This is a genomic window from Bradyrhizobium diazoefficiens (genome assembly GCF_016612535.1).
Classification (GTDB): Bacteria; Pseudomonadota; Alphaproteobacteria; order Rhizobiales; family Xanthobacteraceae; genus Bradyrhizobium; species Bradyrhizobium diazoefficiens_C.
On the sequence record NZ_JAENXS010000001.1, the window covers coordinates 1,973,495 to 1,999,328 of the forward strand.

Here is a 25,834-nt window from a genome sequence, read left to right on the forward strand (position 1 = left end):
CCTTTTGGGCAAGCATCGACCTTGCGTCGCAGCAACGGTTCCGCCACTATTCCGCCCAGCGGCGGCAAAACAGACCGCCGGCAACAATCACGGGAGAAGAGAGCGAATGAGGAACGGCATTTTCCATCTGGTCACGGGAACGGTACTGGCGATCGCGCTATCGGCATCGTCGGCCTACGCGCAAAAGAAATACGACCCCGGCGCGAGCGATACCGAGATCAAGATCGGCCAAACCAACCCCTTCAGCGGACCGGCCTCCGCCTATGCCACGATCGGCAAGACCCAGGCCGCCTATATGAAGATGATCAACGATCAGGGCGGCGTGAACGGCCGCAAGATCAACCTGATCCAGTATGACGATGCCTATTCGCCGCCCAAGGCGGTCGAGCAGGTGCGCAAGCTCGTCGAGAGCGACGAGGTGCTGCTGACCTTTCAGCTTCTCGGCACGCCGTCAAACGCAGCCGTTCAGAAATATCTCAATGCGAAGAAAGTGCCGCAGCTGTTCGCCGCGACCGGCGCGTCGAAGTTCACCGATCCGAAGAACTTCCCGTGGACGATGGGCTTCAACCCGAACTATTTCGTCGAAGGACGAATCTACGGTCAGTACATCATCAAGAACCATCCGACCGCCAAGATTGGCATCCTCTACCAGAACGACGATCTGGGTAAGGACTATCTGAATGGCATCAAGGCCGGTCTCGGCGACAAAGCTACCGCCATGATCGTGGCGGAAGCCTCCTACGAGGTGTCCGATCCGACGATCGATTCGCAGATCCTCAAGATCAAGGACGCGGGCGCGGACCTGTTCTTCAGCGCGACCACGCCGAAGCAGGCGGCGCAGGCGATCAAGAAGATCGCCGAGCTCGGCTGGCATCCGGTGCAGATCCTCGACATCAACGCGACGTCGGTCGGCGCGGTGATGAAGCCGGCGGGTCTGGAAGCCTCCAAGGGCGTGATCAGCGTCAACTACGGCAAGGATCCGCTCGATCCGACCTGGAAGGACGACGCCGGCATGAAGAAGTATTTCGCGTTCATGGCGAAATATTATCCGGATGGCGACAAGGATTCGAGCTTCAACAGCTACGGCTACTCGACCTCGCAATTGATGATCTACGTACTCCAGCGGTGCGGCGACAACCTCACGCGCGAGAACGTCATGAAGGTGGCCACCAGCCTGAAGAACGTGCAGCTCGACCTGTCGCTGCCCGGCATCGTCGCCAACACCTCCCCGACCGACTACCGCGTCAACAAGCAGCTTCAGATGATGAAGTTCAACGGCGAGCGCTGGGAGCTGTTCGGTCCGATCCTCGAGGATAGTGGCCCGGCGGGCTAGTGGTTGAATTCTGAATTGCGATCGGCGGCCTTCGGGCCGCCGATTTTTTTGGAAGGCAGCTACTCCGGTATCTCCCCAAAGTTCTTCCCCACCGGCAGCACTGCGTACCGGATCAGGCGCGAATCCTCCACCCCCGCCTTGCGGTGCTTCACCGCTTCGCGATAGACGGGATCGCGGATCATCTCGACGAAGGCGGCAACGCTTGGATATTCGGCGATGAAGCAGTGATCCCAGCACTCTGCCTCGGGGCCGATCAGCATCAGCTCGAATTTGCCCTGCCAGACGATGCGGCCGCCGAGGCGCTCGAACACCGGGCCGCTCTCGCGACCATAGGCCGCGTAGGCTTCCGCGCCGCTGGCCTTGCGGCCGTCGGGATAGGCCGCCTCCTTGCGCAAGCGCACCAAGTTCAGCATGTGGATCGGGCCCGGCCGGTCGTTGTCCCGGAATTGCGCAAAGATCTCCTTGGTCGGATCTATATGGCCCATGCGGGTTCCCTCTCGTTTTGTGCCGGCGATCTTAGCCCCGCCGCCAGACCAGCGGAACTGCGGCGAGGGAATGCCGCACCTCCTAATCGCGCGTTAAGTTTTGCGTAACCGGGCCTTAAACAGCCACCGCTAGCGTGCGGCGGGGCGGGGTGACCGGGCGTTTGCGTATGGGGTCGGGAAAGAAAAAGGGCGGGCGGAAAGAGCCGCTGTTCGGCTTGCCTGCAGCGCTCGCCGATCTGCGCCTGACCGCGGCGGACCGCGTTCCCGGCGGCGACGACAAGCCGAAAAAGTCCGCCAAGCGCAAGACCGAAACGTCCGACGACGAACCGCCGCGCGAGCGGAAGGCGCAGCCGAGCCGCAGCGGCGCCAAGCGGCGGTCGAAATCATCCATCAGCGCCGGCCTCGGCCGCCTCGTCTATTGGGGCGCCGTGCTGAGCCTGTGGGGCGTGATCGCCGTGATCGGCGTCGTGATCTGGGTCGGCGCCCATCTGCCGCCGATCCAGTCGCTCGAAATCCCAAAACGCCCGCCGACGATCCAGATCGTCGGCATGGACGGCAGCCTGCTGGCGCAGCGCGGTGAGATGGCCGGCGCCAACGTGTCCCTGAAGGATCTGCCGCCCTATCTGCCGAAGGCCTTCATCGCCATCGAGGACCGCCGCTTCTATTCGCATTTCGGCATCGACCCGATCGGCATCCTGCGCGCTTTGGTCACCAACGTGCTCCATCGCGGCGTGTCGCAGGGCGGCTCGACGCTGACGCAGCAGCTCGCCAAAAACCTGTTCCTGACCCAGGAACGCACCATGGCGCGCAAGCTGCAGGAGGCGGAGCTCGCGATCTGGCTGGAGCGCAAGCATACCAAGAACGAGATCCTGGAGCTCTATCTCAACCGCGTTTATTTCGGCTCCGGCGCCTACGGCGTCGAGGCCGCAGCCCAGCGCTATTTCGGCAAACCGGCGAAGAACGTCACGATCGCAGAAGCCGCGATGCTGGCCGGTCTCGTCAAATCGCCCTCGCGCCTGGCGCCGAACCGTAATCCCGAAGGCGCCGAGGAGCGCGCGAAAATCGTGCTCGCGGCGATGGCGGACGCCAAATTCATCACGGAAGCGCAGGCGCAAGCCTCGATCGGCCATCCTTCCTACAATGTGAAGCCGGTCGGCGCCGGCACCGTGAACTACGTCGCCGACTGGATTGGCGAGGTGCTGGACGATCTCGTCGGCCAGATCGACGAGAGCATCAAGGTCGAGACCACGATCGATCCAAAGCTGCAGAGCGCCGCCGAGGCCGCGGTCATCGACGAGCTCGCGGCCAAGAGCGTGAAGTTCAATGTCAGCCAGGGCGCGCTGGTGGCGATGACGCCCGACGGCGCCGTGCGCGCCATGGTCGGCGGCCGGAACTACTCCGAAAGCCAGTACAACCGCGCGGTCACCGCCAAGCGCCAGCCGGGCTCCTCGTTCAAGCCGTTCGTCTATCTGACCGCGATGGAGCAGGGCCTGACGCCCGACACCGTCCGCCAGGACGCGCCGATCGAGGTCAAGGGCTGGAAGCCCGAGAACTACACCCATGAATATTTCGGCGCGGTGACGCTGACGCAGGCGCTGGCGATGTCGCTCAACACCGTCGCGATCCGCCTTGGCCTCGAGGTCGGGCCGAAGAACGTGGTGCGCACCGCGCACCGGCTCGGCATCTCCTCGAAGCTCGAGCCGAACGCCTCGATCGCGCTGGGCACCTCGGAAGTCTCGGTGGTCGAAATGGTCGGCGCCTATGCACCGTTCGCCAATGGCGGCTTCGCAGCAACGCCCCACGTGGTGACGCGGATCAAGACGCTCGACGGCAAGCTGCTCTACATGCGGCCGGCCGACGAGCACAACCAGGTGATCGAGCCGCGCTATGTCGGCATGATGAACACGATGATGCGGGAGACGCTGATCTCCGGCACCGCCAAGAAGGCCGAGATCCCCGGCTGGCAGGCGGCCGGCAAGACCGGCACCAGCCAGGATTACCGCGACGCCTGGTTCATCGGCTATACCGCCAACCTCGTCACCGGCGTCTGGCTCGGCAATGACGACAACTCGCCGACCAAAAAGGCGACCGGCGGCGGCCTGCCGGTGGAAGTCTGGTCCCGCTTCATGCGCACCGCCCACGAGGGCGTCCCGGTGGCAGCCCTGCCGAACCTGCAAAGCAATTGGGGGCCGGCGAACCTCGTGCAGATCTCATCGCAGGTGTCGGCGCCGACACAGGCGGCGCCCGGACCCGCATCTGCGCCGGTCGGCAATGGCGGCTATCGTGCCCCACCGCCGATGCGCGCCAATGTGCGGCCGCAGGCTGCCGCCGGGCTGGATGGCTGGCTGATGGACCGGCTGTTTGGCGGAAATCGGTAGAACCAAAACAAAAGCGCGAAAACAACCCCATGCACAGTAGGCTGGGTGTTGCGGCGTGATGCGCGATGGAATTTGCGAGATCGTTGATCCCTCGGAGGAATCAGCGAGAAAGGCGCGAGAGGATCAGTAACTCTCGTTCAGCGTCGTCCCGGCCTTCGCCCTAGGGCCTTCGCCGGGACGACTTTGAGTATGTTGGACAAGGCCGCCCTAATCCTCGACCCCGTACCGGTGCAGATCATTGCCGTAGGTGTCGAGCCACTTCTTGGCGCGCTCCATCGACGGACAGGCTTTTCCGCACACGCGCCAGAACCGCGCCGAGTGGTTCATCTCGACGAGATGGGCGACCTCGTGGGCGGCGAGATAGTCGAGCACGAAGGGCGGTGCGAGGATCAGGCGCCAGGAGAACGACAGCGAGCCCGCCGAGGTGCAGGAGCCCCAGCGGCTGGACTGATCCCGGATCGAGAGCCGCTTCACTTTGACGCCGAGCTCGTCGGCATGGGCTTCCGCGGAGCGTTGCAGATCGCTGCGCGCCTCGCGCTTGAGAAAGTCATGCACACGGCGGTCGGTATGTTCGATTCCACCGGCGACGCAGAGAATGCGTTCGCCGCTATCGCGCGTCTCCGTCCACACCGTGCCGCGGCTGCCTGCCCGATGAACGATGCGATGGGGGACACCGCGTAGCGGTATCACTGTGCCAGGCTGGAATGGCGCGGCCTTCGGCAAACGGCCGAGACGTGCGGCGATCCATGCGCCGTGACGCTGCGCGAAGTCCTTGGCTTCGGCGAGCGTGCCGCGCGGCGGGATCGTGAGGATCGCTTCGCGGTCGCTCGGATGAATTCTGAGCGTGTAACGGCGCGCGCGGCGATGCCTGCGCAAGCGAATCGCGAAAAATTGCGATCCATGGGTGATCAGGAGGGTCTTTGGTTCGTGGGGCCGACGGTAGAGGAGCGCGCGAGTGGCCATGTCTGTCAGTCCGGGGAGCAGGAGTTCGCCCGGATTCTGCCATAACCGCTGCCAGGGAAAGCGCTCGGCGCAAAAACAAATCATTTGCCCAACATACAGGGGTCTGGCGTCCGGGAGACCCTACAGACTGGGGTCGGAACCCGCTTTTTTCGCCCCCGCTGGACGCATGCGGCATCCCCAAGGGGTGAGGGGGGACTCACTCCTATAAAGCTACCTAAATACCTCGAATCTGGCGAGTTCCGATCCCCGCTGGAGCCTCTAGCAGGGTCTGAATTTTCGACGGGAAAGCCGAAAAGCGCGACCAGAGCCACGGACGTGGCTCTAGATTCCAATTCTGACGCGTTTTCTTGACGCGAACCGGTCCCTACTCCGCTCGAAAACGCTCTACTCGGCTGCGAGAGCCTGCAACGAGCTCGGATTCGCGGCCGAGACCATGAAGTCATGAATCCGCGGCACGATCTCCGACTTGAAACGCGATCCGTTGAACACGCCGTAATGTCCGACGCCCTTCTGGACGTAATGAACACGCCGATGGTCGGGGATCGAGCTGCACAATCCGTGCGTTGCCTCGGTCTGACCAAGACCCGAGATGTCGTCGTTCTCGCCTTCGACCGTCATCAGCGCAACGCGCGTGACCTTGGAGGGATCGACGCGAGTTCCACGATGGGTCATTTCACCCTTCGGCAGCGAATGTTTCACGAACACGGTGTCGACGGTCTGCAGGTAATACTCGGCCGAGAGATCCATCACCGCGAGATATTCGTCGTAGAAGTCGCGATGCTTGTCGACGAGGTCGCCATCTCCCTTCACCAGATTGGCGAAGAGCTGCTTGTGGGCGTCCATGTGCCGGTCGAGATTCATGCTGATGAAGCCGTTGAGCTGCAAAAAGCCGGGATAGACGTCGCGCATCATGCCCGGATGCGGAAATGGCACCTTGGTGATGACGTGGTTGCGAAACCAGTCGATGCCGCGCTCCTGGGCGAGGTCGTTCACCCCGGTCGGATTGCGGCGGGTGTCGATCGGGCCGCCCATCAGCGTCATCGAGGTCGGCACGAACGGATCGCGCCGCGCTTCCATGATCGAGACGGCAGCGACGACGGGAACGGAAGGCTGGCACACCGCGATCACATGGGTGTTGCCGCCGAGGACGTGCAGCATCTCGATGACGTAGTCGATGTAATCGTCGAGATCGAAGCGGCCTTCGCTCAAGGGCACCATGCGGGCGTCGGCCCAGTCGGTGATGTAGACCTCATGCGCCGGCAGGAAGGCTTCGACCGTGCCACGCAACAGCGTCGCATAATGGCCGGACATCGGCGCCACGATCAGCACGCGCGGCTGCGGGCTGCGCAGGGGACGGGCGAACTTGCGATCGAAGTAGAGTAGCTTGCAGAACGGCTTCTCCCAGACCGAACGAACCTCGACGGGAACGCGGATGCCGTTGACCTCGGTGTCGTTGAGGCCCCATTCCGGCTTGCCGTAACGGCGCGTGGTGCGCTCGAACAATTCGCAGGCCGCGGCGACCGACTTGCCGACCTCGGTGCGCGCCCAGGGATTCAGGGGATTCTGAAACAGCAGCTTGGTCGCGTCGGTGACGGCGCGCGCTGGATTGAGAGAGGCCTGCGCCATCTCGTACATCCAGTACATCGGCGTGGTCAGGACCGGACTGCCTTCGCTCGCCAGAGGCGGTGCGCCGCCAAACTCACCAATCGGCATAATCATAATCCTCTTCGCATCGCAGCATACTGCCGAATGCGTAATATTGCGTCAATGCATGGTTCCGTACATCTACGTAGCGGAGACGAATAAATCAGCCTGAATCCACGAGAAAGTGACGTTATTCGCCGCCCGACAGCAGCGAGCCGTGCTTCTTGGCGCTGCGCAAAAGGGCAAGGAATGCCCCAAAAGATGCAACCAGCAGCACGACATTGATGGCCAACGCATCCACCATCAGATCGATCCGGAAGGTGTTCTCGATCAGGAGCGCGCGCATCCCCTCGAACACGTAGGTCGGCGGCAGCGACCAGGCGACATATTGCAGCCAGCCGGGCAGCACGCTCACGGGATAGTAGATGCAGGCGAGCGGCATGATCGCGAACATCAGCGTCCAGACGATGGATTCGGCCCCCAGCCCGTTTCGCAACACCAGGCCCGACACGAAGATTCCGACCGACCAGCTGGTGAAGATCAAATTGCAGAAGAAGGCGATCAGCGGCAGGCCGAGGCTGTAAAAATTGAAGTGAAACAGAAATAGCGCCAGCAGCGTCATCGGGATGACGCCGATGGCGAGCCGGATCAGGCTCATCACCGTCAGCGACAGCAGAAACTCGATCGGCTTCAGCGGGCTCATCATGAGGTTGCCGAGGTTGCGCGCCCACATCTCCTCCAGGAACGAGATGGAGAAGCCGAGCTGGCCACGGAACAGGATGTCCCAGAGGATGACGGCACCGATCAGCGTTCCGCCCGCGCGCGCGAAGAAACTGGCGTTCTGCGCGATATAATACTGGATGAAGCCCCAGGTGATGACCTGAAGCGCCGGCCAGTACAGCAGCTCGAGCAGCCGCGGCCAGGACGACATCAGGAGATACCAGTAGCGCAGGATCATTGCGCCGATGCGCTGCACGGAAATGCCGCGATGGAGGGCGAAATCGCTCATCGTGGCACCGCGTAGCGCGGATGGAGCGAAGCGTAATCCGGGACCAGTCTATCCAGACGCGAGAACCCCTGATTGCGCTGCGCTCCATCCGGGCTACGGGCGAAACATGGGAGCTTGCTCACCTCGCCCCCTCCTTCTCACCGTTCACCCGGCCGCGCGCGACGTCCAGGAACACCTCCTCCAGCGTGGTGCGGTTGTAGCGCGCCATGATGGCATCGGGCGTATCGTCGTCCTCGATCCGACCGAGCTTCATGATGATGACGCGGTCGCAGAGCCGCTCGACCTCGAGCATGTTGTGCGACGCCAGCAAGATGGTGGCGTTGTTGTCCTTCCGGTAACGCTCCAGATGCGCACGCACCCAGTCGGCCGTATCCGGGTCGAGCGATGCGGTCGGCTCGTCCAGCAGCAACAGCTCCGGCTGGTTGATCAGCGCCTTTGCAAGCGCAACCCGGGTCTTCTGCCCGGCAGAGAGCTTGCCGTTGGCGCGATCGATGAATTCGGTGAGATCGAGATCGTCGGCCAGCTTGGCGATGCGGTCGCGAAGATTCGTCACCGCATAGAGCTTGCCGAAGATGGTGAGGTTCTGCCGCACCGTGAGCCGCATCGGCATGTCGACATAGGGGCTCTCGAAATTCATCCGTCCCAGCACCGCGGCACTTTCCTCCGGCATGCGATGGCCGAGCACGCGGACGCGGCCGGAGGTCGGCAGCACCAGCCCCATGATCATCGCGATGGTGGTGGTCTTGCCGGCGCCATTGCCGCCGAGTAGCCCGGTGATGCTGCCGCGGGGAAGCGAGAAGGAGATGCCGTCCACTGCGCGGGTCTGCTTGTAGACCTTGACCAGGCGATCGACCTCGATGGCCGCGGACAATGTGCCACCCGCGACAGTCGGCCGACTTGAAGCCTTGAAGTTCTCAGTCATGCTAGAGGCGTTCTTCCGCCATTGCACCGTCGAGTGCAAGAGTTGACGTAAAATGACTTGATGTAGAATGGCTTGACGTAACATGGCTTGCAAGCTGACCGAATGTGCGGGCCAGCGTGTTTGTGATCGGACACGCGCACCGCTAGATTGGCCTGTGATGACCGAGACCGCTGCTTCCGACTTCCGCCCTTCGCAACGGCACATCCGCCTGGACACCATCCTGCGGCTGCGCTGGCTCGCGGTGCTGGGCCAGCTCGCCGCGATCTTCATCGTGGCGCAGGGGCTGGAGTTCGAGGTCGAGATCGTTCCCTGCGTCAGCATCATCGGCCTGTCGGCGGCGCTCAACCTTGCGCTGCAAACCGTGGCCAATCCGATGCAGCGGCTGGAGCCGATCCATGCGGCCGGGCTGCTGGCGCTGAACATCGCGGAACTGGCCGGACTGCTGTTCTTCACCGGCGGATTGCAGAACCCGTTCTCGTTCCTGTTCCTGGCGCCGGTGCTGATCTCGGCGACCGCGCTTCCGGCCCGGCTCACCTTCGCGCTCGGCGTCCTCGTGGTGGCCTGCGCCTCGATCCTGTTCTTTTTCCATCTGCCATTGCCATGGGACTCGGAAGATCCCGTGGTGCTGCCGCCGATCTATCTCGTCGGCGTGTGGCTTTCGATCGTGCTCGCGATCGGCGTCACCAGCCTCTACTCCTTCCAGGTGACCGAGGAGGCGCGCAAGCTTGCCGACGCCTTGGCCGCGACCGAGCTGGTGCTGACGCGCGAGCAGCATCTGACCCAGCTCGACGGATTGGCTGCGGCCGCCGCGCACGAGCTCGGCACGCCGCTCGCGACCATCTTCCTGATCTCGCGCGAGCTGGAAAAGACGGTGAAGGATCCGGTCTTCGCCGCCGACCTCAAGACCCTACGCGAGCAGACGCAGCGCTGCCGCGACATTTTGAGCAAGATCACCCAGCTCTCCTCCACGGGCGCGCCGTTCGACCGCATGAAACTGTCCGAGCTGATCGAGGAAGTGGTGGCGCCGCATCGCGATTTCGGCGTCGACATCAAGGTCCGGATCGCAGTGGCCGTCACGGCCGAGCCGGTCGGATCGCGCAATCCGGCGGTGCTCTACGGCGTCGGCAACATCGTCGAGAACGCCGTCGATTTCGCCCGCACCACGGTCGAGGTGAACGCGTGGTGGAACAACGACACGATCGAGATCGTGATCTCCGACGACGGCCCCGGCATTCCGCCCGACCTCATAAAGCGGATCGGTGAGCCCTATCTGTCGCGGCGGCGTACCCAGGATGCCGGCGGCGGCCTGGGTCTCGGCGTGTTCATCGCCCGCACGCTGCTGGAGCGCACCGGCGCCAAGGTCTCGTTTACCAATCGGACCTTTCCGGAACACGGTGCCGTGGTGCAGATCGCGTGGCCGCGCGAGCGTTTTGAGGCTATCGAGAGCTTAGAGGAGACAATAGGATAGGCCGCGACCTTGCGTCGCACGTGAGGCCCGATCGACTATTGGCGGCCTTGGCACCGCCTGATTGCGACGCCATATGTGGATGCGCAGACAGAGGACAAAACCTTGAACGCCATCGCCGAACTGAACGAACAGGCCGACCGCTCGCTTCTCATTGTTGAGGACGACAAGCCGTTCCTGGAGCGCTTGTCGCGCGCCATGGAAACGCGCGGCTTTGCGGTGACCTCTTGCGACACCGTCTCGGATGGTCTCGCACAGATCGGCAAGTCGGCGCCCGCATTCGCCGTGGTCGATTTGCGGCTCGGCGACGGCAATGGTCTCGACGTGGTGTCCGCGCTGAAGAAAAAGCGCCCCGATGCGCGCGCGATCGTGCTGACCGGCTATGGCAACATCGCTACCGCCGTCACCGCGGTGAAGATGGGCGCGATCGATTACCTCTCGAAGCCCGCCGATGCCGACGACGTCGTCGCAGCGCTGCTCTCCACCAACACGGATAAATCCGAGCTGCCGGCGAACCCGATGTCGGCCGATCGCGTCCGCTGGGAGCACATCCAGCGCATCTACGAGATGTGCAACCGCAACGTCTCGGAAACGGCGCGCCGGCTCAATATGCACCGGCGGACCTTGCAGCGGATCCTGGCGAAGCGCGCGCCGAGGTGACGGTGTCGTAGGGTGGGTTAGCCGCGCGGATTGCGCAAAGCACAAACCGCTCGGCGTAACCCACCACTGTCGAGTGCCGTGGATACAGAAGAGGTGGGTTACGCCTTCGGCTAACCCACCCTACAAGCTTACGAAAGCTACTCCCAAAACTCCGCGTGCCCTTGCGGATCGACCAGGCGGTTGATCCGCAGCGCCGCCGCCATTCCAAACCGCACCGTCATCTGCTTGCGCGTGGCCGCCGCGATCTTGTGCTCGGGTGCTTCGCACTGCATGTGCGCGCCATAGGCGTCCGCGATGATCAAGCCAGTGTCTTGCGGAAAGATCTCGCAAGGCAGATCCTGCGTGAAGGCGAAGAACAGCCGGTCGCAATGGGCGCGGTATTCGTGCCATTTCGGGTCGGCGCGCAGATCCTCCACCGACGATTTGATCTCGACGATCCAGATCTCGCCACGTTCGTTCAGCGCCACCAGATCGGCGCGACGTCCCGACGGCAGCGGCAATTCACTGATGCAGGAAAACCCGAGCGAACGCAGCAGCCGCGCCGTGCCGCGCGCAATCGCGAGCGCCGTCTCGGATTGTCGACGGTCGGGTGGCGGCACGAGGGTGATGCGGGCGGTGCTGTCCATGGGGAGAGCTTAGCCGATTCCATTCTCGATGTCGTCCCGGCCTAGTGCGCAATTGCGCACGGGGGGCCGGGGCCCATAACCACAGAGAGTAGTTTGGCGAAGATTCGTCGTTCGGTGCTCTTACTGACCGCAATTGATAGATCACGCGGTATGGATCCCGGCCTTCGCCGGGACGACAGCAAGGGGGAGGAGCGCGGAACCTCCCCCTCCCCTCGCACTTATCACGCAGCCGCCGCACCTCGGCGGGAGCATGAGGCTGCCCCGGCATGATCGAAGATCTCTGGTACAAGAACGCCATCATCTATTGCCTCTCCGTCGGCACCTATATGGATGCCAACGGCGACGGCGTCGGCGACTTCAAGGGCCTATTGCGCCGGCTCGATTATCTGCATGGTCTCGGCATCACCACGATCTGGCTGATGCCGTTCCAGACCTCGCCAGGGCGTGACGACGGCTACGACATCGCCGATTACTACAGCGTCGATTCCCGCTACGGCACGCTCGGCGACTTCGTCGAATTCACCCATGGCTGCGAGCAGCGCGGCATCCGAATCATTATCGACCTCGTCGTCAACCACACCTCCGATCAGCACCACTGGTTCAAAGAGGCGCGGCGCGACAAGAGTTCGCCCTATCGCGACTGGTATGTGTGGTCAGACAAGAAGCCGGCCAACGCCAACAAGGGCATGGTGTTTCCCGGCGTGCAGAAATCGACCTGGACCCGCGACAAGGAAGCGGGTGCCTGGTACTTCCATCGCTTCTACGATTTCCAGCCCGACCTCAACACCTCGAACCCGGATGTGCAGGCGGAGATTTTAAAGATCATGGGCTTCTGGATCCAGCTCGGCGTCTCCGGCTTTCGCATGGACGCCGTGCCCTTCGTGATCGCCACCAAGGGGGCGAAGGTGAAGACGCCGGTCGAGCAATACAGCATGCTGCGCGACTTCCGTGAATTCCTGCAATGGCGGGAGGGCGACGCCATCATCCTGGCCGAGGCCAATGTGCTGCCGAACAGCGACATGGAGTATTTCGGCCGCGATGCCGACCGCATGCACATGATGTTCAACTTCCACGTCAACCAGCATTTGTTCTATGCGCTGGCCTCCAGCGATTCGCGCCCGCTGGCGAAGGCATTGAAGGACACCAAGCCACGTCCGGCCTCCGCGCAATGGGGCCTGTTCCTGCGCAATCACGACGAGCTCGATCTCGGGCGGCTGACCAAGGCGCAGCGCGAGGCCGTGTTCAGAGCGTTCGGTCCCGACAAGAACATGCAGCTCTACGACCGCGGCATCCGCCGCCGGCTTGCACCGATGCTCGGCGGCGATCGGAGGCGGCTCGAGCTCGCCTACAGCCTGATGTGCACGCTGCCGGGAACGCCCGTGATCCGCTATGGCGACGAGATCGCGATGGGCGACGATCTCTCGCTGCCGGAACGCAACTGTGCGCGCACGCCGATGCAATGGTCGACCGAACCGAAGGGCGGCTTCACCAAGAGCGACAGGCCCGCCATCCCCGTGATCGACAAAGGCCCTTACGGCTACGAGCATGTCAATGTCGCCAAGCAGCGGCGCGATCCCAACTCCATGCTGAACTGGACCGAGCGCATCGTCCGCATGCGCAAGGAGGTGCCGGAGATCGGCTGGGGCGATTTTGCCATCATTTCGACGCGCGATCCCGCCGTCTTGATCATGCGCTACGACTGGCGCAACAACTCCGTGCTGTTCGTGCACAATCTCGATGAGAAGCCGCGCGAGACGGCGTTCTCGACGGGGCTGCCGGGCGATGCCGGCAAGCACCTGATCAATCTGCTCGCGGAAGACCACAGCCACGCCGACAAGCGCGGCCAGCACCGCGTCGTGCTGGAGCCTTACGGCTATCGCTGGTACCGGGTCGGCGGCCTGGATTACCTTTTGAAGCGGAGCGATATCGACGGCGATACCGCGGGCAACAAGCATCCGGGGTAGCTCTCCGGATAGCTGCATCCACACACACCGCTGTCGTCCCGGCGAAGGCCGGGACCCATAACCCAGGGAGTGGTTTGGCGAAGACCCGCCGTTCGGTACACCTACCAACCGCAATCGATAGATCACGCGGTATGGGTCCCGGCCTTCGCCGGGACGACAGCTAAGATGGCGGCACCACCACCACGCCCTCATTCCCCCGCAAATCCAGCACGCCCTCGAGCTGCTCACCCTCGCGATCCAAAAATGTCGACAGCAAAATCTCGCTGCCGAACCTGATCGCGCTGGTGGTCACCGCAATTGGCTCGGGGCCGAGATTGAGCACCACGATCACACTCCTGCCCTCGGCCTCGCGGCGATAGATCAGGAGATCGCCTTGCGCGGCGATCGGGTGATAGTCGCCCGTCACCAGCGGCCGGCAGGTTTTTCGCAAGGCAATCAGCCGCCTGTAGAGACTGAGGATCGAGCGGGTATCGGCGTCGAGATTGACGACGTTCTCGCGGTTGTGATCGTCCGGCAGCGGCAGCCACGGCCTGACCTCCGAGAAGCCGGCGAAATTCGACGAGTCCCATTGCATCGGCGTGCGGCAACCATCGCGCCCCACCCCGATGCCGGGGACGTTCTTCTCGAAGGGATCGCGGACATCCTCGGGCGCGATCGCGAGCTGATGCATGCCGATCTCGTCACCATAGTACAGCGTCGGCGTACCGCGCAGCGTCAGCAGCAGCATGGCGGCGATTCGGGCCTGTTCGGGTCCGACGCGGCTGGCGACGCGCGGACGATCGTGATTGCCGAGCACCCAGTTCGGCCAGGCGCCTTTCGGCAGCGCCTTCTCATAGTCGTCGATGATTGTCTCGATCGAGCGCGCGCTCCAGAAGGTCGAGAGCAGCGCGAAGTTGAACGGCATCTGCGCACCGGTGAGATCATTGCCGTAATAGGCCATGAGCCGGTGCAGCGGCAGATAGACCTCGCCGATCAGCACGCGTGCACCAAAGCCATCGGTGACGCGCCGCATCTCGGCGATGACGTCGTGCACCTCCGCCTGATCGGTGGAGTACTGCGTCATGATCTTCTCGTTCGGCGGCCGTCCCTCCACGTAATGCGGGTTGGGCGGGTTATCGCGAAACTCGGCATCCTTGATCAGGTGCCAGATCACGTCGACGCGAAAACCGTCGACGCCTTTCTCCAGCCAGAATCGCATCACGTCGTAGATCGCGGCGCGGACCTCCGGGTTGCGCCAATTGAGGTCGGGCTGTTGGGCGAGGAAAGCGTGGTAGTAATATTGACCTGTCGCCGCGTCGAACCGCCACGCGCTGCCGCCGAACTCGGACAGCCAGTTGTTCGGCACGCCGCCATCGGGCGCCGGATCACGCCAGATGTACCAGTCGCGCCTGGGATTGTCGCGCGCGGATCGGCTCTCGACGAACCAGGGATGTTGGTCGGAGGTGTGGTTCGGAACGAGGTCGAGGATCAGCTTGAGGCCGTCCTCATGCGCGGCCGCGAGCAGCGCATCGAAATCCGCCATCGTGCCGAACAGCGGATCGATGCCGGTATAGTCGCAGATGTCGTAGCCGAAATCGGCCATCGGCGAGGGGAAGATCGGCGACAGCCAGATCGCGTCGACGCCGAGCGATTTGACATAAGGCAGCCGCCGCAAAATGCCGGCGAGGTCGCCGACGCCGTCGCCGTCACTGTCCTGAAAGGAGCGCGGATAGATCTGATAGAAGATGCCGTCGCGCCACCAGTTCTCGTCGCCCTGAGCCATGTCGGAAGCCCACCCTGGAATAAGCCTTGTTGGAATAAGCCTTGCGCGAGAGAACGCGGAAGCAACGCTCCGGTTCAAACCAGCAAGCGAATTGGGACGGCTATGTGACGGTCGGGGCGGCTGTTCCGCAGGTCCCAGCACGACTATTTTGCTTGGCGGCGCATCGAAAATCGGCATTGTGAGGCCATGACCGAGCAAAATGACACCCAAGAGTCCCAGCAGGCCAAAGCCGGCGCGATCATCGTTCCCGTGACGCTGTTCGAACAGAACTGCACCATCATCTGGGACGAGCCCAGCAAGCGGGCGGTCGTGATCGACCCCGGCGGGGACGTGCCGAAGATTTTGGAAGCAATCAAGCAGGCCGGCGTCACCGTCGAGAAGATCTGGCTGACCCACGGTCATATCGACCATGTCGGCGGCGCGGCCGAATTGCGCGACGCACTAAAGGTGCCGATCGAGGGCCCGCATGTCGCCGACAAATATCTGCTCGACAACGTGGTCGAGAGCGGTGCGCGCTTCGGCATGACCGGCGTGCGCAATTTCGAGCCCGACCGCTGGCTCGACGAGGGCGACACGGTGTCGATCGGCGGCTTGCAGTTCGACATTCTGCACTGCCCCGGTCACTCGCCCGGCAGCGTGGTGTTCTTCAACAAGGATTTGCGCTTCGCCCATGTCGGCGACGTCTTGTTCGCGGGTTCGGTGGGCCGCACTGATTTGCCCGGCGGCAGTCATGCGACGCTGATCTCCTCGATCAAGACCAAGCTCTTGCCGCTCGGCGACGATGTCGGCTTCATCTGCGGCCACGGCGCCGGCTCCAGCATCGGCCAGGAGCGGATGACCAATCCGTTCGTCACCGGCGAGATGTAGCGCGGATTATTCGGCGGCGTCCGCCAACGCCGCCGGCTCGGCGAGATTGCGGTCGCCCCATTCGCGGATGGCCGCGACGACTGGCACGAAGCTCTTACCCTTCCGCGTCAGGCGGTACTCGACCTTCGGCGGCACCTCGCCAAAATCCTTGCGGTCGATCAGGCCGCTCGCTGTCAGCGCCTTCAACTCACGGCTGAGCACGCGCGGCGTGATCTCCGTGCTGCCTTCCACGCCGCGCAACAGACCGCTGCGGATCTCGCCATAGCGGCGCGGCCCGTCCTTGAGATCCCAGACGATACGCAGCTTGTACTTGCCGCTGATCATTTTTTGAAAGGCCGCGACCGGACAGGTACGTGCGTGAGTTGCCTTTGCCATATCGTCTCCTCCGTGGAGAGGAGGATACGAGCGGCTCCAAGAAAGTCCATACTATCAATTTTGTCCGTACTTGCAGGATCGCTCCCAAGGCGCAGATGATGGTGCTCAGCGAATAGGGAGCGTCACATGAAGCACTTCATGATCAAGTACGAATTCAGGAACGGCACGACGGAAGCCTGGCACCAGGAGATCGGCCGCTTCATCAAGGCAATCGACAGCGATCCGGAGCTGAAAGGCCGGCTCAGCTACCGCGTCCTGAAGAACCGCGACCACGGCCACTACTTCCATCTCGCCAGCGTCGCGGACGATGCCGTGCAGAAAACGCTGCAATCGCGCGACTTCTTCAAGCACTACACGGAGATGACGCGGAAGGTTGCCGCCGGCGGCGAGGTCACGGTGACCCCGATCGAGATGATCGATCAGACGACCTGAACTACTTCATCAATCCCGCGGCGGTGAGCGCACGCGTGATGATCTGGCCGAGATCGAAGCCGCGGGCCTGCTCGCGCTTCCGCTCGGCCGGCTCTTCGGCAATCGCTGCGCGGATCGAGCGGGCGAGATGCGGTGCGGGTGAGCGCGCTGGCGCGGGCTTTGCCGGGGCTGCGGGCTTTGCTTCCGCCTTCTTCTTCGAAGCGTCCGGAATCCATCCGGTGAGGCCGAAGAACTTTGCGATGTGGTAGGACGAGGAGATGCCGGCCTCGATCAGGAACGCGCCTTCGACGCCGTAGCGCTGGTCGTTGTCGGCAAGACCGAGCGGCGTGCCGTGCGCCATGCCGGTGATGGCGTAGGACTCGACCAGCGTCTCGCCGTCCTTGTTCCACCAGGCCTGGCGCGGATAGCCGTCGACATTGGTCTCGGCCATCGGCGCCGCCGGCAGCTCGTGCAGGTCGAGCCACTGCTTGACGATCTCGTTGGCATTGCCGGGATTGACGGTGCGGTCGACGCTGCCGTGCCACACTGAGATCTTCGGCCAGGGCCCGCGATGATTCGAGGCGCGCCGCACGAAATCGCCGAGCTCGCGCTCGGGGCGCGCGGGCGAATGAAACATGCCGTCCAACGCCTCACGCAAATTCGACGCAATGCCGTAAGGCAAGCCGGCGATGACCGCGCCGGCCGCGAAGACTTCCGGATAGGTCGCAAGCATCACCGAGGTCATGCCGCCGCCGGCGGAGAGGCCGGTGATGAAGACGCGCCTGGGATCGATGCGGTGCGTGTCGACCATATGCGCGATCATCTCGCGAATCGAACGTGCCTCGCCGGAATCGCGCGCGGTGTCCTCCGGATTGAACCAGTTGAAGCAGGTGTTGCCGTTGTTGATGCGCTGCTGCTCGGGCATCACCAGCACAAAGCCGTAGTGACGCGCCAGCGTCGACCAGCCCGCACCGAGATCGTAGGCCGCAGCTGTCTGGCCGCAGCCATGCAGCACGACGACGAGCGCGCGCGGCTTCTGCAATTGCGCCGGCACGAACGCGTACATGCGCAACGCGCCGGGATTGTCGCCGAAGCCGGTGACCTCCTCCAGCGGACTGGAGACATCAGCGCTCGCACCAAAGTCAGGCAAGCGCAGACCGTCCAGCCTTGGTAGGCGTCTCAAGAGGTCGACATTACGGGCTAATGACACGGCAATTTCCTGGTGGGCGGCTTTCAACGTTTACCCAGACCAGATAGTTGCTGCAGTGCAAAATGAAAAGACCGTGTGCTGTCGATCCCTCCGCAATCGCGCAGAATCCCGCAGGAATCTGCGAGAATCCGCAAATATTAACCGCAATGCCTCAACTTCGTGCAGCGGCGCGGCGCATCCACGTCAGGAATGCGGCGCTGATCATGATTAATGTCACAAACAGCGCGAGCGAGATGAAGAAACCTGCGCGCGCTGATTGCAGTGCTTCAACCGCGAAGAACACCGCGCCGATTGCGGCCACTCCGGCCGCATTTCCGATCTGCGCGGTGGTGCCGTACATGCCGGAGGCCGAGCCTGCGGCGGCAGGCCTGACGGTCGAGAGCACCGCGCCGGACAGCGGTGCCATCACCATCCCCTGGCCGTAGCCGAAGACGAGCAGGATCAGCGCAAGCGCGATCGGTGTCGGCGCGTCGCTGCATCCTGCAACAAGCGCGAGCGCGGCGAGACCTGCGATCTGGAGCGCGCAGCCTTCGATCAACACTTTGGTGCCACGATGTCGTGCCCGCGCGCCGCTGTGGCGTGACGCCACGACGAAGGCAAGCGCGAGCGGAACGAAGACCAGGCTGGCGGCGAGCGGCGGAATCTTCAGGCCACGCTGCATGAACAGCGTCATCACCAGATAGAACGAGAGATTGGCAACGAAGAAAAAGAAGGCGGCGCCGAGCCCGCGCAGGAAGGCGGCATCCACCAGCAGTGTGAGATCGATCAGCGGCATGCCGCCGCCACGCGCAATGGCATGCTCGAGCTTTGGGAATCCCGCGAGAATCACGCCGCCGCCTATCATCACGGCCCACAGCCACGGCGCCCAACCGACGTCATGGCCGAACAGCAACGGCCCGATCAGGCACAGCAATCCCGCGAACAGCACGACGCTGCCCTTGATGTCGAGTTTTGTTCCGGCTCGGCGCGGCACTGACGGCATGATGCGCCAGGCGCCAGCGGCGATGAGGAGGCCGCAGGGCACGTTGACGAAAAACACCGAACGCCAACCGGTGCCGGCGAGATCGAGCGTCACCAACAGCCCGCCGAGCAGGAAGCCAGCGGCACCCGCAAGCCCGAGCACGACGCCATAGATGGCGAAGGCGCGGCTGCGCGTTTTGTCGGTGAAGAGCAGATGCAGCGTCGCCAGCACCTGCGGCACCATCAGCGCCGCGGTGGCGCCCTGCGCCAGCCGGGCGATGATCAACTCGAAGCCGGATTGTGCCAGGCCGCACCACAGCGATGTCACCGTGAAGCCGAGCACACCGGCCAGAAAGACGTTCTTAGTGCCATAGATATCGCCGAGGCGGCCGCCGGTGACGACCAGGGTTGCATAGGCGATCAGATAGATCGCGATCACGGATTCGACCTGCGCCGGCGACGCATGCAGGTCGATCGCGATAGTCGGGATGGCGACGTTCACGATGAAGGCGTCGACGCCGAACATGAACTGCGCGGCGACGACGATCGCGAGCACCCGCCAGCGGCGGGTCGAATCGATTGGCTTTGTGACGGTTTGATGCATTGGCGCACGAGCCTTCCGGGATTTATTTGCGACTGATGCTCGCAGATCGGCGTCATCCCTGCGATTACCTCCGAGGTAGGCCTTGCCGCATTGGCCTCGCCGTGATCGGCGTCGAATATGCCACCATCTTCAGCGCGCTCGACGTGCCCGTGACCTGATCGAGCCGAGGCCGACTTTCCTTGATTTCATCGACAAGGAATTGATCGACGAGTTCATGCATGAACTGCGCGACCGCAATGTCGCGCTGCGGCTCGGCGCCAAGGTCAACTCGATCGAGAAGACGGCGCAGGGCAGCATCGTCACGCATCTGTCCGATGGGCGGCACGTCACCACAGATATGCTGCTGTTCGCGGCGGGCCGCGTCGGCGCTACCGACCGGCTCAACCTCGAGGCCGCCGGCATCGCGGTCGACCATCGCGGCCGCATCAAGGTCGATCCCGTCACCTTGCAGACCAGCGTGCCGCACATCTAGGCCGCCGGCGACGGAGATCTCGACCGCCGGCCTCACCGAAGAAGAGGTGCGCACGCGCGGCATTCCCTACGAGGTCGGCATCGTGCGCTTTCGCGAGACCTCGCGCGGGCACATCAGATGATCTTCTCGACCAAGACCCGCCGCCTGCTCGGCGTCCATATTCTCGGCGAAGGCGCCACCGAGCTGATCCATATCGGCCAGGCCGTGCTCAACCTCAAAGGCACAATCGATTATTTCATCCAGAACACGTTCAACTATCCCACGCTGGCGGAGGCCTACAAGATCGCCGGCCTCGATGCGTGGAACAGGATGACGCGGTAGCGCACCTCACCTCACCGAATTCTCGTCATGCCCGGGCTTGTCCCGGGCATCCACGTTCTTAGGGCTGCGACAAAGGTCGTGGATGGCCGGGACAAGCCCGGCCATGACGGTGAACGGAGAGGGAGACGGGAGCGGTCCTTTGTTACGCATGCCTGCATTCCGCCATGCGGGAGATCGCGCGATTGCGTTCGTGGCATCGGGCACGTAGCCTCCGCTACCTAACAAACAGAAAATGACAGCCGGAGAGAACGCCATGGCGCGCCTGAAGTTCGGAGCCTTCCTTGCCCCGCATCACCCGATCGGGGAGCATCCGATGCTCCAGTTCCGGCGCGATCTCGACCTGGTCGAGCAGTTAGATAGCCTCGGCTATGACGAGTTCTGGTGCGGCGAGCATCATTCCTCCGGCTGGGAGATGATCGCCTCGCCCGAGATGTTTCTGGCCGCGGCCGGCGAGCGCACCAAGCGAATCAAGCTCGGCACCGGCGTGGTATCGCTGCCCTATCACCATCCCTACAACGTCGCGCAGCGCATGGTGCAGCTCGACCACATGACCGGCGGCCGCGCCATCTTCGGCTCCGGCCCCGGCGCGCTGGCCTCCGACGCGCACACGCTCGGCATCGACCCGATGACGCAGCGCGACCGCCAGGACGAGGCGATCGGCGTGATCCGCCGTCTCTTCAACGGCCAGCGCGTCACTGCCAAGAGCGACTGGTTCACCATGAACGACGCCGCGCTCCAGATCCTGCCGTTACAGGAGGAGATGCCGTTCGTGGTGGCCTCGCAGATCTCACCGTCGGGCATGACGCTCGCCGGCAAATACGGCATCGGCATCATCTCGCTGGGCTCGATGACGACGCAGGGGCTGATGTCGCTGCAGCAGCAATGGCAGTTCGCCGAGGATGCCGCCAAGAAGCACGGCACCAATGTCAACCGCGCCGACTGGCGCGTGCTCCTGACCTTCCACATCGCCGAAAGCCGCGAGCAGGCCCGTAAGGAGGCCGGCGCCGGGCTGATGCGCTGGCACAACGAATATAACGTCGGTACGCTGCAGCGGCCGGGCCTGACCGCATTCTCGTCACCCGACGAGGCCGTGGACAAGACCGCCTTCGTCGAGGGCGCGGCCTCCACCATCGGCACACCCGACGATCTGGTCAAGACCATCAAGAACGTGATGCAGGTGTCCGGCGGCGTCGGCGCCATCATCGGCTTCGTGCACGACTGGGCCAATCCGGAAGCCACGCGCCGGAGCTGGGACATGGTCGCGCGCTACGTCGTGCCGGAGATCAACGGCTATGTCGACGGCCTGCGCAAGTCGCAAAAATTCGTGATCGAGAACCGCGCGATTTTCGAACGTGCCGGTCAGGCCGTGATGGCCAAGATCATGCAGAACGAGAAGGCCGCCGAGGCGCTCAAGGTGACCGGCCCCGGCCGCGTCGCCATTCCCGCCGTCAACGCGCCGGATTTGCAGAAGGAAGCGGCGAAGAGGTAGGCCTCGTCGGTGCTACGCTGATAACGACGTTCACAAGCCAGACATGTCGGCCTGTGCTAATGTCGACACGGGTCAGCCGGCGCCGGCCGCAAGCGTCGTTCGCTCGCGCGCTGTTCGGTCAGCCAACCGGAGCAATCGTCATGTCGATGCAGAATGTGCCCACGCCTCCGCCTGGCTACACCTCACCCAAGCGCAACCAGCTGACGCACATCCCCGGCGACGAAGGCTGGCCGATCATCGGCAAGACCTTTCAGGTGCTCGCCGACCCCAAGGGACATATCGAGAGGAACGGCGCCAAATACGGCCCGGTCTACCGCACCCACATTTTCGGCGAGACCAATATCGTGCTGCTCGGGCCCGAAGCCAACGAGCTCGTGCTGTTCGACCAGCAAAAGCTGTTCTCGTCGACGCACGGCTGGAACCATGTGCTCGGCCTGTTGTTTCCGCGCGGATTGATGCTGCTCGATTTCGAGGAGCATAGGCTACATCGCAAGGCGCTGTCGGTCGCGTTCAAGTCGGGGCCGATGAAGTCATATCTCAGCGATCTCGACCGCGGCATTTCGGCACGGGTGGCGCAGTGGAAAGCGAAGCCCGGCGAGATGCAGCTTTATCCGGCGATGAAGCAGCTCACGCTCGATCTTGCTGCAGTCTCCTTTCTCGGCGCCAATATCGGGCCGGAGGTCGACGAGATCAACCGCGCCTTCGTCGACATGGTCGCAGCCGCCGTTGCGCCGATCCGTAAGCCCCTGCCGGGCACCCAGATGGCGCGCGGCGTCAAGGGGCGCAAACGCATCGTCGCCTATTTCCGCGAGCAGATTCCACTTCGCCGCGGCAATCATGGCGGCGACGATCTGTTCTCGCAGCTCTGCCGCGCCACCCATGAGGATGGTGCGCTGCTCTCCGAGCGGGACATCATCGACCATATGAGCTTCCTGATGATGGCCGCCCACGACACGCTGACCTCGTCGCTGACGTCGTTCATCGGCGAGCTCGCCGCAAATCCGGACTGGCAGAGCAAGCTGCGCGAGGAGGTTGTTGCGCTCGGCCTTGCTGCGGATGCGCCGACCAGCTTCGATGATCTCGAAAAAATGCCGCTGTCGGAGATGGCGTTCAAGGAAGCGCTGCGGATCAAGCCGCCGGTGCCCTCGATGCCGCGCCGCGCGATGCGCGATTTCAGCTTCAAGGGCTATACGATTCCGGCCGGCACCGCGGTCGGCGTCAATCCGCTCTACACGCATCACATGAAGGACATCTGGCCGGAGCCGGATCACTTCGATCCCCTCCGCTTCACCGAGGAAGCCCAGCGCAACCGCCACCGCTTCGCCTGGGTGCCGTTCGGCGGCGGCGCGCATATGTGCCTCGGCCTGCACTTCGCCTACATGCAGGCGAAGTGTTTTGCGCGACACTTCTTGCAGAACATCGAGGTGTCGCTGGAAGAGAGCTACAAGCCGGACTGGCAGATGTGGCCGATCCCGAAGCCGCGGGATGGGTTGAGGGTGCGGGTGAAGGCGGTTTGAGCTTCGCCTTCGTGACTTCGTAGGGTGGGTTAGCCCCGCGGATTGCGCGAAGCGCAAACCGCTAGGCGTAACCCACCTCTTTGATCTCCACGGTGACAGAGGTGGTGGGTTACGTCGGCGCCTGCGCTTCGCGCAGCCGCCGTCTAACCCACCCTACGGCACCTTTACTTCCTCCTACAGCCCCTGATCGAACGCCTTGCGCAGCGCCACATAGCCCTGCTGCTGCTGGCTCCAGTTGCGGCCGCCGGTGATGGCGCCGTCGATGACGAGGTCGTGGCCGTTGATGAAGCTGGATTCGTCGCTGGCCAGGAACACCGCGGCATGGGCGATATCGTCAGGGATGCCGGCGCGCGGGATCGGCTGCGCGGTCTTGTAGACGTCACGCATCACCGCCGGAGTCTTCTCCGCCGCCTCGATCGTCAACCCCAACGCCTTGCCAAAAATGCCGGTCGCGATCGCGCCGGGCGAGATCGAGTTGACGCGCACATTGGACTCGCCGAGCTCCATCGCCACGCATTTGGTGAGATGGATCACCGCCGCCTTGGCCGCGCCATAGACGACCGAGGAGGAGAAGCCGGCAAGGCGGCCGGCGATGCTGCCATTGTTGATGATGCTGCCAGACCCCTGCTTCTTCATATAGGGCGCCGCATGCTTCATGCCGAGCATGACGCCGCGCACCAGGGTCGCCATCGCCGCATCAAAGCGCTGGACCTCGAGGTCTTCGATGCCGCCGGTCTGCGCCGGCCCCCCGGCATTGTTGAAGAGGCAGTCGATCCGGCCGAATTTTTCCACCGCAAGCGCGATCACCGCCTGTATCTGCGCTTCGACGGTCACATCCGTCTGGCGGAAAACGCAGGATGCGCCCAACTGCTTCGCCAGAGCCTCGCCTTCCGGTATACGCCGGCCCGCGATCACAATTTTGGCACCTTCGGCAACGAAGACTTCTGCGGTACGCAATCCGATCCCGCTCGTCGCACCTGTAATCACGGCAACCTTGCCATCCAGCCTGCCCATGGAATGTCCCTGTTTTCCAATGATTTGATATCAAATAACGGACGCCGATCGATGACGTCGCCGCGGCAGTTCTGCACCGCGACAACCACTATTCCTGCCGGCTCCGAACAAGGCAAGCGTTGCTTGCGCGAGGGACATGCGTAACATTCTGGTCTGCCTTTCGAATTTCGAACGGGGATCGCAACCGGGCTGCGCATGGGGAAACTGATCGACGAATTCCGCAAAGGCTGGCAAGGCGTGGCGCCGCCATCGCTCGGCCTGAGCATCGTCTTTGCGGTAGCCTGCCTGCTGATCTCGACCCTGGCCCGCTGGGGTCTCGCGCATGTGCGCCCCGACGTCTACTTCTCGCCGTACTTCCCGGCCGTGTTCTTTGCCGCTGCCTTCGGAGGCTTGCGGATCGGCGTCATCACGGCGCTGGTCGGCGGCGTGCTTGGCGTGGTCGTGAATTTCGGCGATGCGCTTGCCGATCGCTCGCGATTTGTCCTGCTGACACTCTATTGGGGCGTCTCTGCACTCACCATCTGGGGCGTCGAGCACTATCGCACGATGCTGGCAGAGCAGCGCCGGATCTCCAAGCGCCTGATCGAGGAAGAGGACTATCGCAAGATCCTGGTCGACGAGCTGCAGCACCGGCTGAAGAACAAGCTGTCGACCGTGCACGCGGTGATGCACCAGGTGTTGCACGACCAGCCGCAGGTCTGGGCCCGGATCGACCCGCGGCTGCGCTCGCTGGCCGCGACCGACGATCTGATCTCAAAGATCGACAAGGCTGGCTGCGACATCCGCGACCTCCTGATCTCGGAGCTCGGCCCTTACGGTCACGTTCGCTTCACCCTCAACGGCGACCGGCTGTTCCTGCCACCAAAGCTTGCGGTCACATTGTCGCTGATGTTTCACGAGCTCGCCACCAATGCCGGCAAATACGGCGCCTTCTCCGCGCCGCGCGGATTGTTGCAGGTGTCATGGACAGTCAGCGACGACCGCCTGACCATCACCTGGGAGGAAAACGAGGGGCCGAGCATTGGCGAAATCTCCGCGCCCGGCTTCGGCACCAAACTGCTGAAGTCGGCTCTGTCAGCCTTCGACGGCAAGACCGAGATCTCGTATTTGAAGACCGGCCTGCATTGCATCATGCAATGCCGCATCCCCAAGAGCGAATGAAGGTGATGACGCTCGGATCACCTCTCCCCAACGGGGAGAGGTCGGATTGCATAGTAATCCGGGTGAGGGGCCGCACTGTTCGGTGAGACTTTAACCCCTCACCCGGATCGCATCGATTCGAACGAAAGAGACTCGCGCGCTTCGCTCGCGCTTTCGCAAGCGCCGTTGACCTTCTGTTAATGACGATCGGCTGCGCGTCTCGCGACGCTGCAAGTTTCCACC

At 63.2% G+C, this 25,834-nt stretch carries 21 protein-coding genes and 1 pseudogene; 11 read left to right on the plus strand and 11 right to left on the minus strand.

The features are described from left to right. The first annotated feature begins 106 nt into the window (after nt 1–106). Entirely contained in the window at nt 107–1,333 is a 1,227-nt protein-coding gene (locus tag JJE66_RS09265) for an ABC transporter substrate-binding protein (RefSeq protein ID WP_200513950.1), read from the plus strand. A 59-nt stretch (nt 1,334–1,392) separates the two neighbouring features. On the opposite strand, the gene JJE66_RS09270 is transcribed toward JJE66_RS09265, so the two are convergent. After that, the gene (locus JJE66_RS09270) at nt 1,393–1,818 is read right to left on the minus strand and encodes a DUF1330 domain-containing protein (RefSeq protein WP_200513952.1); all 426 of its coding nucleotides are present in this window, start codon (nt 1,816–1,818) and stop codon (nt 1,393–1,395) included. Between the two features lie 167 nt (nt 1,819–1,985). Here JJE66_RS09270 and JJE66_RS09275 point away from each other — a divergent pair, with 167 nt between their 5' ends. After that, nucleotides 1,986–4,196, plus strand: a complete 2,211-nt coding sequence (locus tag JJE66_RS09275; protein WP_200513954.1) for a transglycosylase domain-containing protein — start codon at nt 1,986–1,988, stop codon at nt 4,194–4,196. Nucleotides 4,197–4,403: 207 nt separating this feature from the next. Here the strand turns inward: JJE66_RS09275 and JJE66_RS09280 are convergent, their stop codons facing one another. The 4 genes from JJE66_RS09280 to JJE66_RS09295 form a co-directional block, all read right to left on the minus strand. Next, nucleotides 4,404–5,243, minus strand: coding sequence for a M48 family metallopeptidase (locus JJE66_RS09280; protein ID WP_200513956.1), 840 nt, complete (start codon nt 5,241–5,243; stop codon nt 4,404–4,406). Nucleotides 5,244–5,543: 300 nt separating this feature from the next. After that, nucleotides 5,544–6,872 (minus strand): polyhydroxyalkanoate depolymerase, encoded by a 1,329-nt coding sequence (locus JJE66_RS09285; RefSeq protein ID WP_200513957.1) that lies wholly within the window; start codon nt 6,870–6,872, stop codon nt 5,544–5,546. Nucleotides 6,873–6,993: 121 nt separating this feature from the next. Further along, the gene (locus JJE66_RS09290) at nt 6,994–7,812 is read right to left on the minus strand and encodes an ABC transporter permease (RefSeq protein WP_200513959.1); all 819 of its coding nucleotides are present in this window, start codon (nt 7,810–7,812) and stop codon (nt 6,994–6,996) included. 118 nt (nt 7,813–7,930) lie between these two features. Further along, nucleotides 7,931–8,734, minus strand: a complete 804-nt coding sequence (locus tag JJE66_RS09295; protein ID WP_200513961.1) for an ABC transporter ATP-binding protein — start codon at nt 8,732–8,734, stop codon at nt 7,931–7,933. A 157-nt stretch (nt 8,735–8,891) separates the two neighbouring features. Between JJE66_RS09295 and JJE66_RS09300 the strand changes: the two genes are divergently transcribed. Next, the gene (locus JJE66_RS09300) at nt 8,892–10,202 is read left to right on the plus strand and encodes an ActS/PrrB/RegB family redox-sensitive histidine kinase (RefSeq protein WP_200513967.1); all 1,311 of its coding nucleotides are present in this window, start codon (nt 8,892–8,894) and stop codon (nt 10,200–10,202) included. Between the two features lie 102 nt (nt 10,203–10,304). After that, the gene (locus JJE66_RS09305; RefSeq protein ID WP_200513976.1) at nt 10,305–10,859 is read left to right on the plus strand and encodes an ActR/PrrA/RegA family redox response regulator transcription factor; all 555 of its coding nucleotides are present in this window, start codon (nt 10,305–10,307) and stop codon (nt 10,857–10,859) included. 137 nt (nt 10,860–10,996) lie between these two features. Here JJE66_RS09305 and JJE66_RS09310 read toward each other — a convergent pair whose 3' ends face one another. Beyond that, entirely contained in the window at nt 10,997–11,485 is a 489-nt protein-coding gene (locus JJE66_RS09310; protein ID WP_200513978.1) for an MmcB family DNA repair protein, read from the minus strand. A gap of 266 nt (nt 11,486–11,751) precedes the next feature. Here JJE66_RS09310 and JJE66_RS09315 point away from each other — a divergent pair, with 266 nt between their 5' ends. Further along, nucleotides 11,752–13,449, plus strand: a complete 1,698-nt coding sequence (locus JJE66_RS09315) for an alpha-amylase family protein (RefSeq protein WP_200513980.1) — start codon at nt 11,752–11,754, stop codon at nt 13,447–13,449. Between the two features lie 160 nt (nt 13,450–13,609). On the opposite strand, the gene JJE66_RS09320 is transcribed toward JJE66_RS09315, so the two are convergent. After that, nucleotides 13,610–15,211, minus strand: coding sequence for an alpha-amylase family glycosyl hydrolase (locus tag JJE66_RS09320; RefSeq protein ID WP_200513982.1), 1,602 nt, complete (start codon nt 15,209–15,211; stop codon nt 13,610–13,612). Between the two features lie 186 nt (nt 15,212–15,397). Here JJE66_RS09320 and JJE66_RS09325 point away from each other — a divergent pair, with 186 nt between their 5' ends. Continuing rightward, complete coding sequence (locus JJE66_RS09325) at nt 15,398–16,078, plus strand: MBL fold metallo-hydrolase (RefSeq protein WP_200513984.1); 681 nt, start codon at nt 15,398–15,400, stop codon at nt 16,076–16,078. A gap of 6 nt (nt 16,079–16,084) precedes the next feature. Here the strand turns inward: JJE66_RS09325 and JJE66_RS09330 are convergent, their stop codons facing one another. Next, on the minus strand, nt 16,085–16,453 hold the full coding sequence (locus JJE66_RS09330) for a helix-turn-helix domain-containing protein (protein WP_200513986.1): 369 nt from the start codon (nt 16,451–16,453) through the stop codon (nt 16,085–16,087). A gap of 126 nt (nt 16,454–16,579) precedes the next feature. Here JJE66_RS09330 and JJE66_RS09335 point away from each other — a divergent pair, with 126 nt between their 5' ends. After that, the gene (locus JJE66_RS09335) at nt 16,580–16,885 is read left to right on the plus strand and encodes a hypothetical protein (RefSeq protein WP_200513988.1); all 306 of its coding nucleotides are present in this window, start codon (nt 16,580–16,582) and stop codon (nt 16,883–16,885) included. Nucleotide 16,886: 1 nt separating this feature from the next. Here the strand turns inward: JJE66_RS09335 and JJE66_RS09340 are convergent, their stop codons facing one another. Together JJE66_RS09340 and JJE66_RS09345 are read right to left on the minus strand one after the other, a co-directional pair. Then, a complete protein-coding gene (locus tag JJE66_RS09340) occupies nt 16,887–18,074 on the minus strand; it encodes a PHB depolymerase family esterase (RefSeq protein WP_200513990.1) in 1,188 nt (395 codons plus the stop codon). Nucleotides 18,075–18,225: 151 nt separating this feature from the next. Then, nucleotides 18,226–19,638: an MFS transporter gene (locus JJE66_RS09345; protein ID WP_200513992.1), complete on the minus strand. Its 1,413-nt coding sequence runs from the start codon at nt 19,636–19,638 to the stop codon at nt 18,226–18,228. A gap of 89 nt (nt 19,639–19,727) precedes the next feature. Here JJE66_RS09345 and JJE66_RS09350 point away from each other — a divergent pair. The 3 genes and pseudogenes from JJE66_RS09350 to JJE66_RS09360 all read left to right on the plus strand — a co-directional run. Beyond that, a pseudogene (locus JJE66_RS09350) lies at nt 19,728–20,431 on the plus strand (FAD-dependent oxidoreductase); the annotation flags it as partial. 253 nt (nt 20,432–20,684) lie between these two features. Next, nucleotides 20,685–21,920, plus strand: coding sequence for an LLM class flavin-dependent oxidoreductase (locus JJE66_RS09355; RefSeq protein WP_200513994.1), 1,236 nt, complete (start codon nt 20,685–20,687; stop codon nt 21,918–21,920). 140 nt (nt 21,921–22,060) lie between these two features. Then, nucleotides 22,061–23,437, plus strand: a complete 1,377-nt coding sequence (locus JJE66_RS09360; RefSeq protein WP_200513999.1) for a cytochrome P450 — start codon at nt 22,061–22,063, stop codon at nt 23,435–23,437. Between the two features lie 174 nt (nt 23,438–23,611). Here the strand turns inward: JJE66_RS09360 and JJE66_RS09365 are convergent, their stop codons facing one another. Further along, a complete protein-coding gene (locus JJE66_RS09365; protein ID WP_200514000.1) occupies nt 23,612–24,451 on the minus strand; it encodes an SDR family NAD(P)-dependent oxidoreductase in 840 nt (279 codons plus the stop codon). A gap of 195 nt (nt 24,452–24,646) precedes the next feature. On the opposite strand from JJE66_RS09365, the gene JJE66_RS09370 reads away from it, so the two are divergent. Then, nucleotides 24,647–25,612 carry a sensor histidine kinase gene (locus tag JJE66_RS09370; RefSeq protein ID WP_200514001.1) on the plus strand — a complete coding sequence of 322 codons (966 nt, stop codon included), beginning with the start codon at nt 24,647–24,649 and terminating at the stop codon, nt 25,610–25,612. The last annotated feature ends 222 nt before the right edge of the window (nt 25,613–25,834 follow it).

Bases quoted from the DNA above. Each gene is read 5' to 3' on its own strand.
- JJE66_RS09275 (WP_200513954.1), top strand. From the start codon at position 1,986: ATGGGGTCGGGAAAGAAAAAGGGCGGGCGGAAAGAGCCGCTGTTCGGC.
- JJE66_RS09320 (WP_200513982.1), bottom strand. From the start codon at position 15,211: ATGGCTCAGGGCGACGAGAACTGGTGGCGCGACGGCATCTTCTATCAG.
- JJE66_RS09270 (WP_200513952.1), bottom strand. From the start codon at position 1,818: ATGGGCCATATAGATCCGACCAAGGAGATCTTTGCGCAATTCCGGGAC.
- JJE66_RS09295 (WP_200513961.1), bottom strand. From the start codon at position 8,734: ATGACTGAGAACTTCAAGGCTTCAAGTCGGCCGACTGTCGCGGGTGGC.
- JJE66_RS09300 (WP_200513967.1), top strand. From the start codon at position 8,892: ATGACCGAGACCGCTGCTTCCGACTTCCGCCCTTCGCAACGGCACATC.
- JJE66_RS09365 (WP_200514000.1), bottom strand. From the start codon at position 24,451: ATGGGCAGGCTGGATGGCAAGGTTGCCGTGATTACAGGTGCGACGAGC.
- JJE66_RS09360 (WP_200513999.1), top strand. From the start codon at position 22,061: ATGTCGATGCAGAATGTGCCCACGCCTCCGCCTGGCTACACCTCACCC.
- JJE66_RS09335 (WP_200513988.1), top strand. From the start codon at position 16,580: ATGAAGCACTTCATGATCAAGTACGAATTCAGGAACGGCACGACGGAA.
- JJE66_RS09265 (WP_200513950.1), top strand. From the start codon at position 107: ATGAGGAACGGCATTTTCCATCTGGTCACGGGAACGGTACTGGCGATC.
- JJE66_RS09290 (WP_200513959.1), bottom strand. From the start codon at position 7,812: ATGAGCGATTTCGCCCTCCATCGCGGCATTTCCGTGCAGCGCATCGGC.
- JJE66_RS09310 (WP_200513978.1), bottom strand. From the start codon at position 11,485: ATGGACAGCACCGCCCGCATCACCCTCGTGCCGCCACCCGACCGTCGA.
- JJE66_RS09325 (WP_200513984.1), top strand. From the start codon at position 15,398: ATGACCGAGCAAAATGACACCCAAGAGTCCCAGCAGGCCAAAGCCGGC.
- JJE66_RS09315 (WP_200513980.1), top strand. From the start codon at position 11,752: ATGATCGAAGATCTCTGGTACAAGAACGCCATCATCTATTGCCTCTCC.
- JJE66_RS09345 (WP_200513992.1), bottom strand. From the start codon at position 19,638: ATGCATCAAACCGTCACAAAGCCAATCGATTCGACCCGCCGCTGGCGG.
- JJE66_RS09370 (WP_200514001.1), top strand. From the start codon at position 24,647: ATGGGGAAACTGATCGACGAATTCCGCAAAGGCTGGCAAGGCGTGGCG.
- JJE66_RS09355 (WP_200513994.1), top strand. From the start codon at position 20,685: ATGGCGCGCCTGAAGTTCGGAGCCTTCCTTGCCCCGCATCACCCGATC.
- JJE66_RS09330 (WP_200513986.1), bottom strand. From the start codon at position 16,453: ATGGCAAAGGCAACTCACGCACGTACCTGTCCGGTCGCGGCCTTTCAA.
- JJE66_RS09280 (WP_200513956.1), bottom strand. From the start codon at position 5,243: ATGATTTGTTTTTGCGCCGAGCGCTTTCCCTGGCAGCGGTTATGGCAG.
- JJE66_RS09285 (WP_200513957.1), bottom strand. From the start codon at position 6,872: ATGCCGATTGGTGAGTTTGGCGGCGCACCGCCTCTGGCGAGCGAAGGC.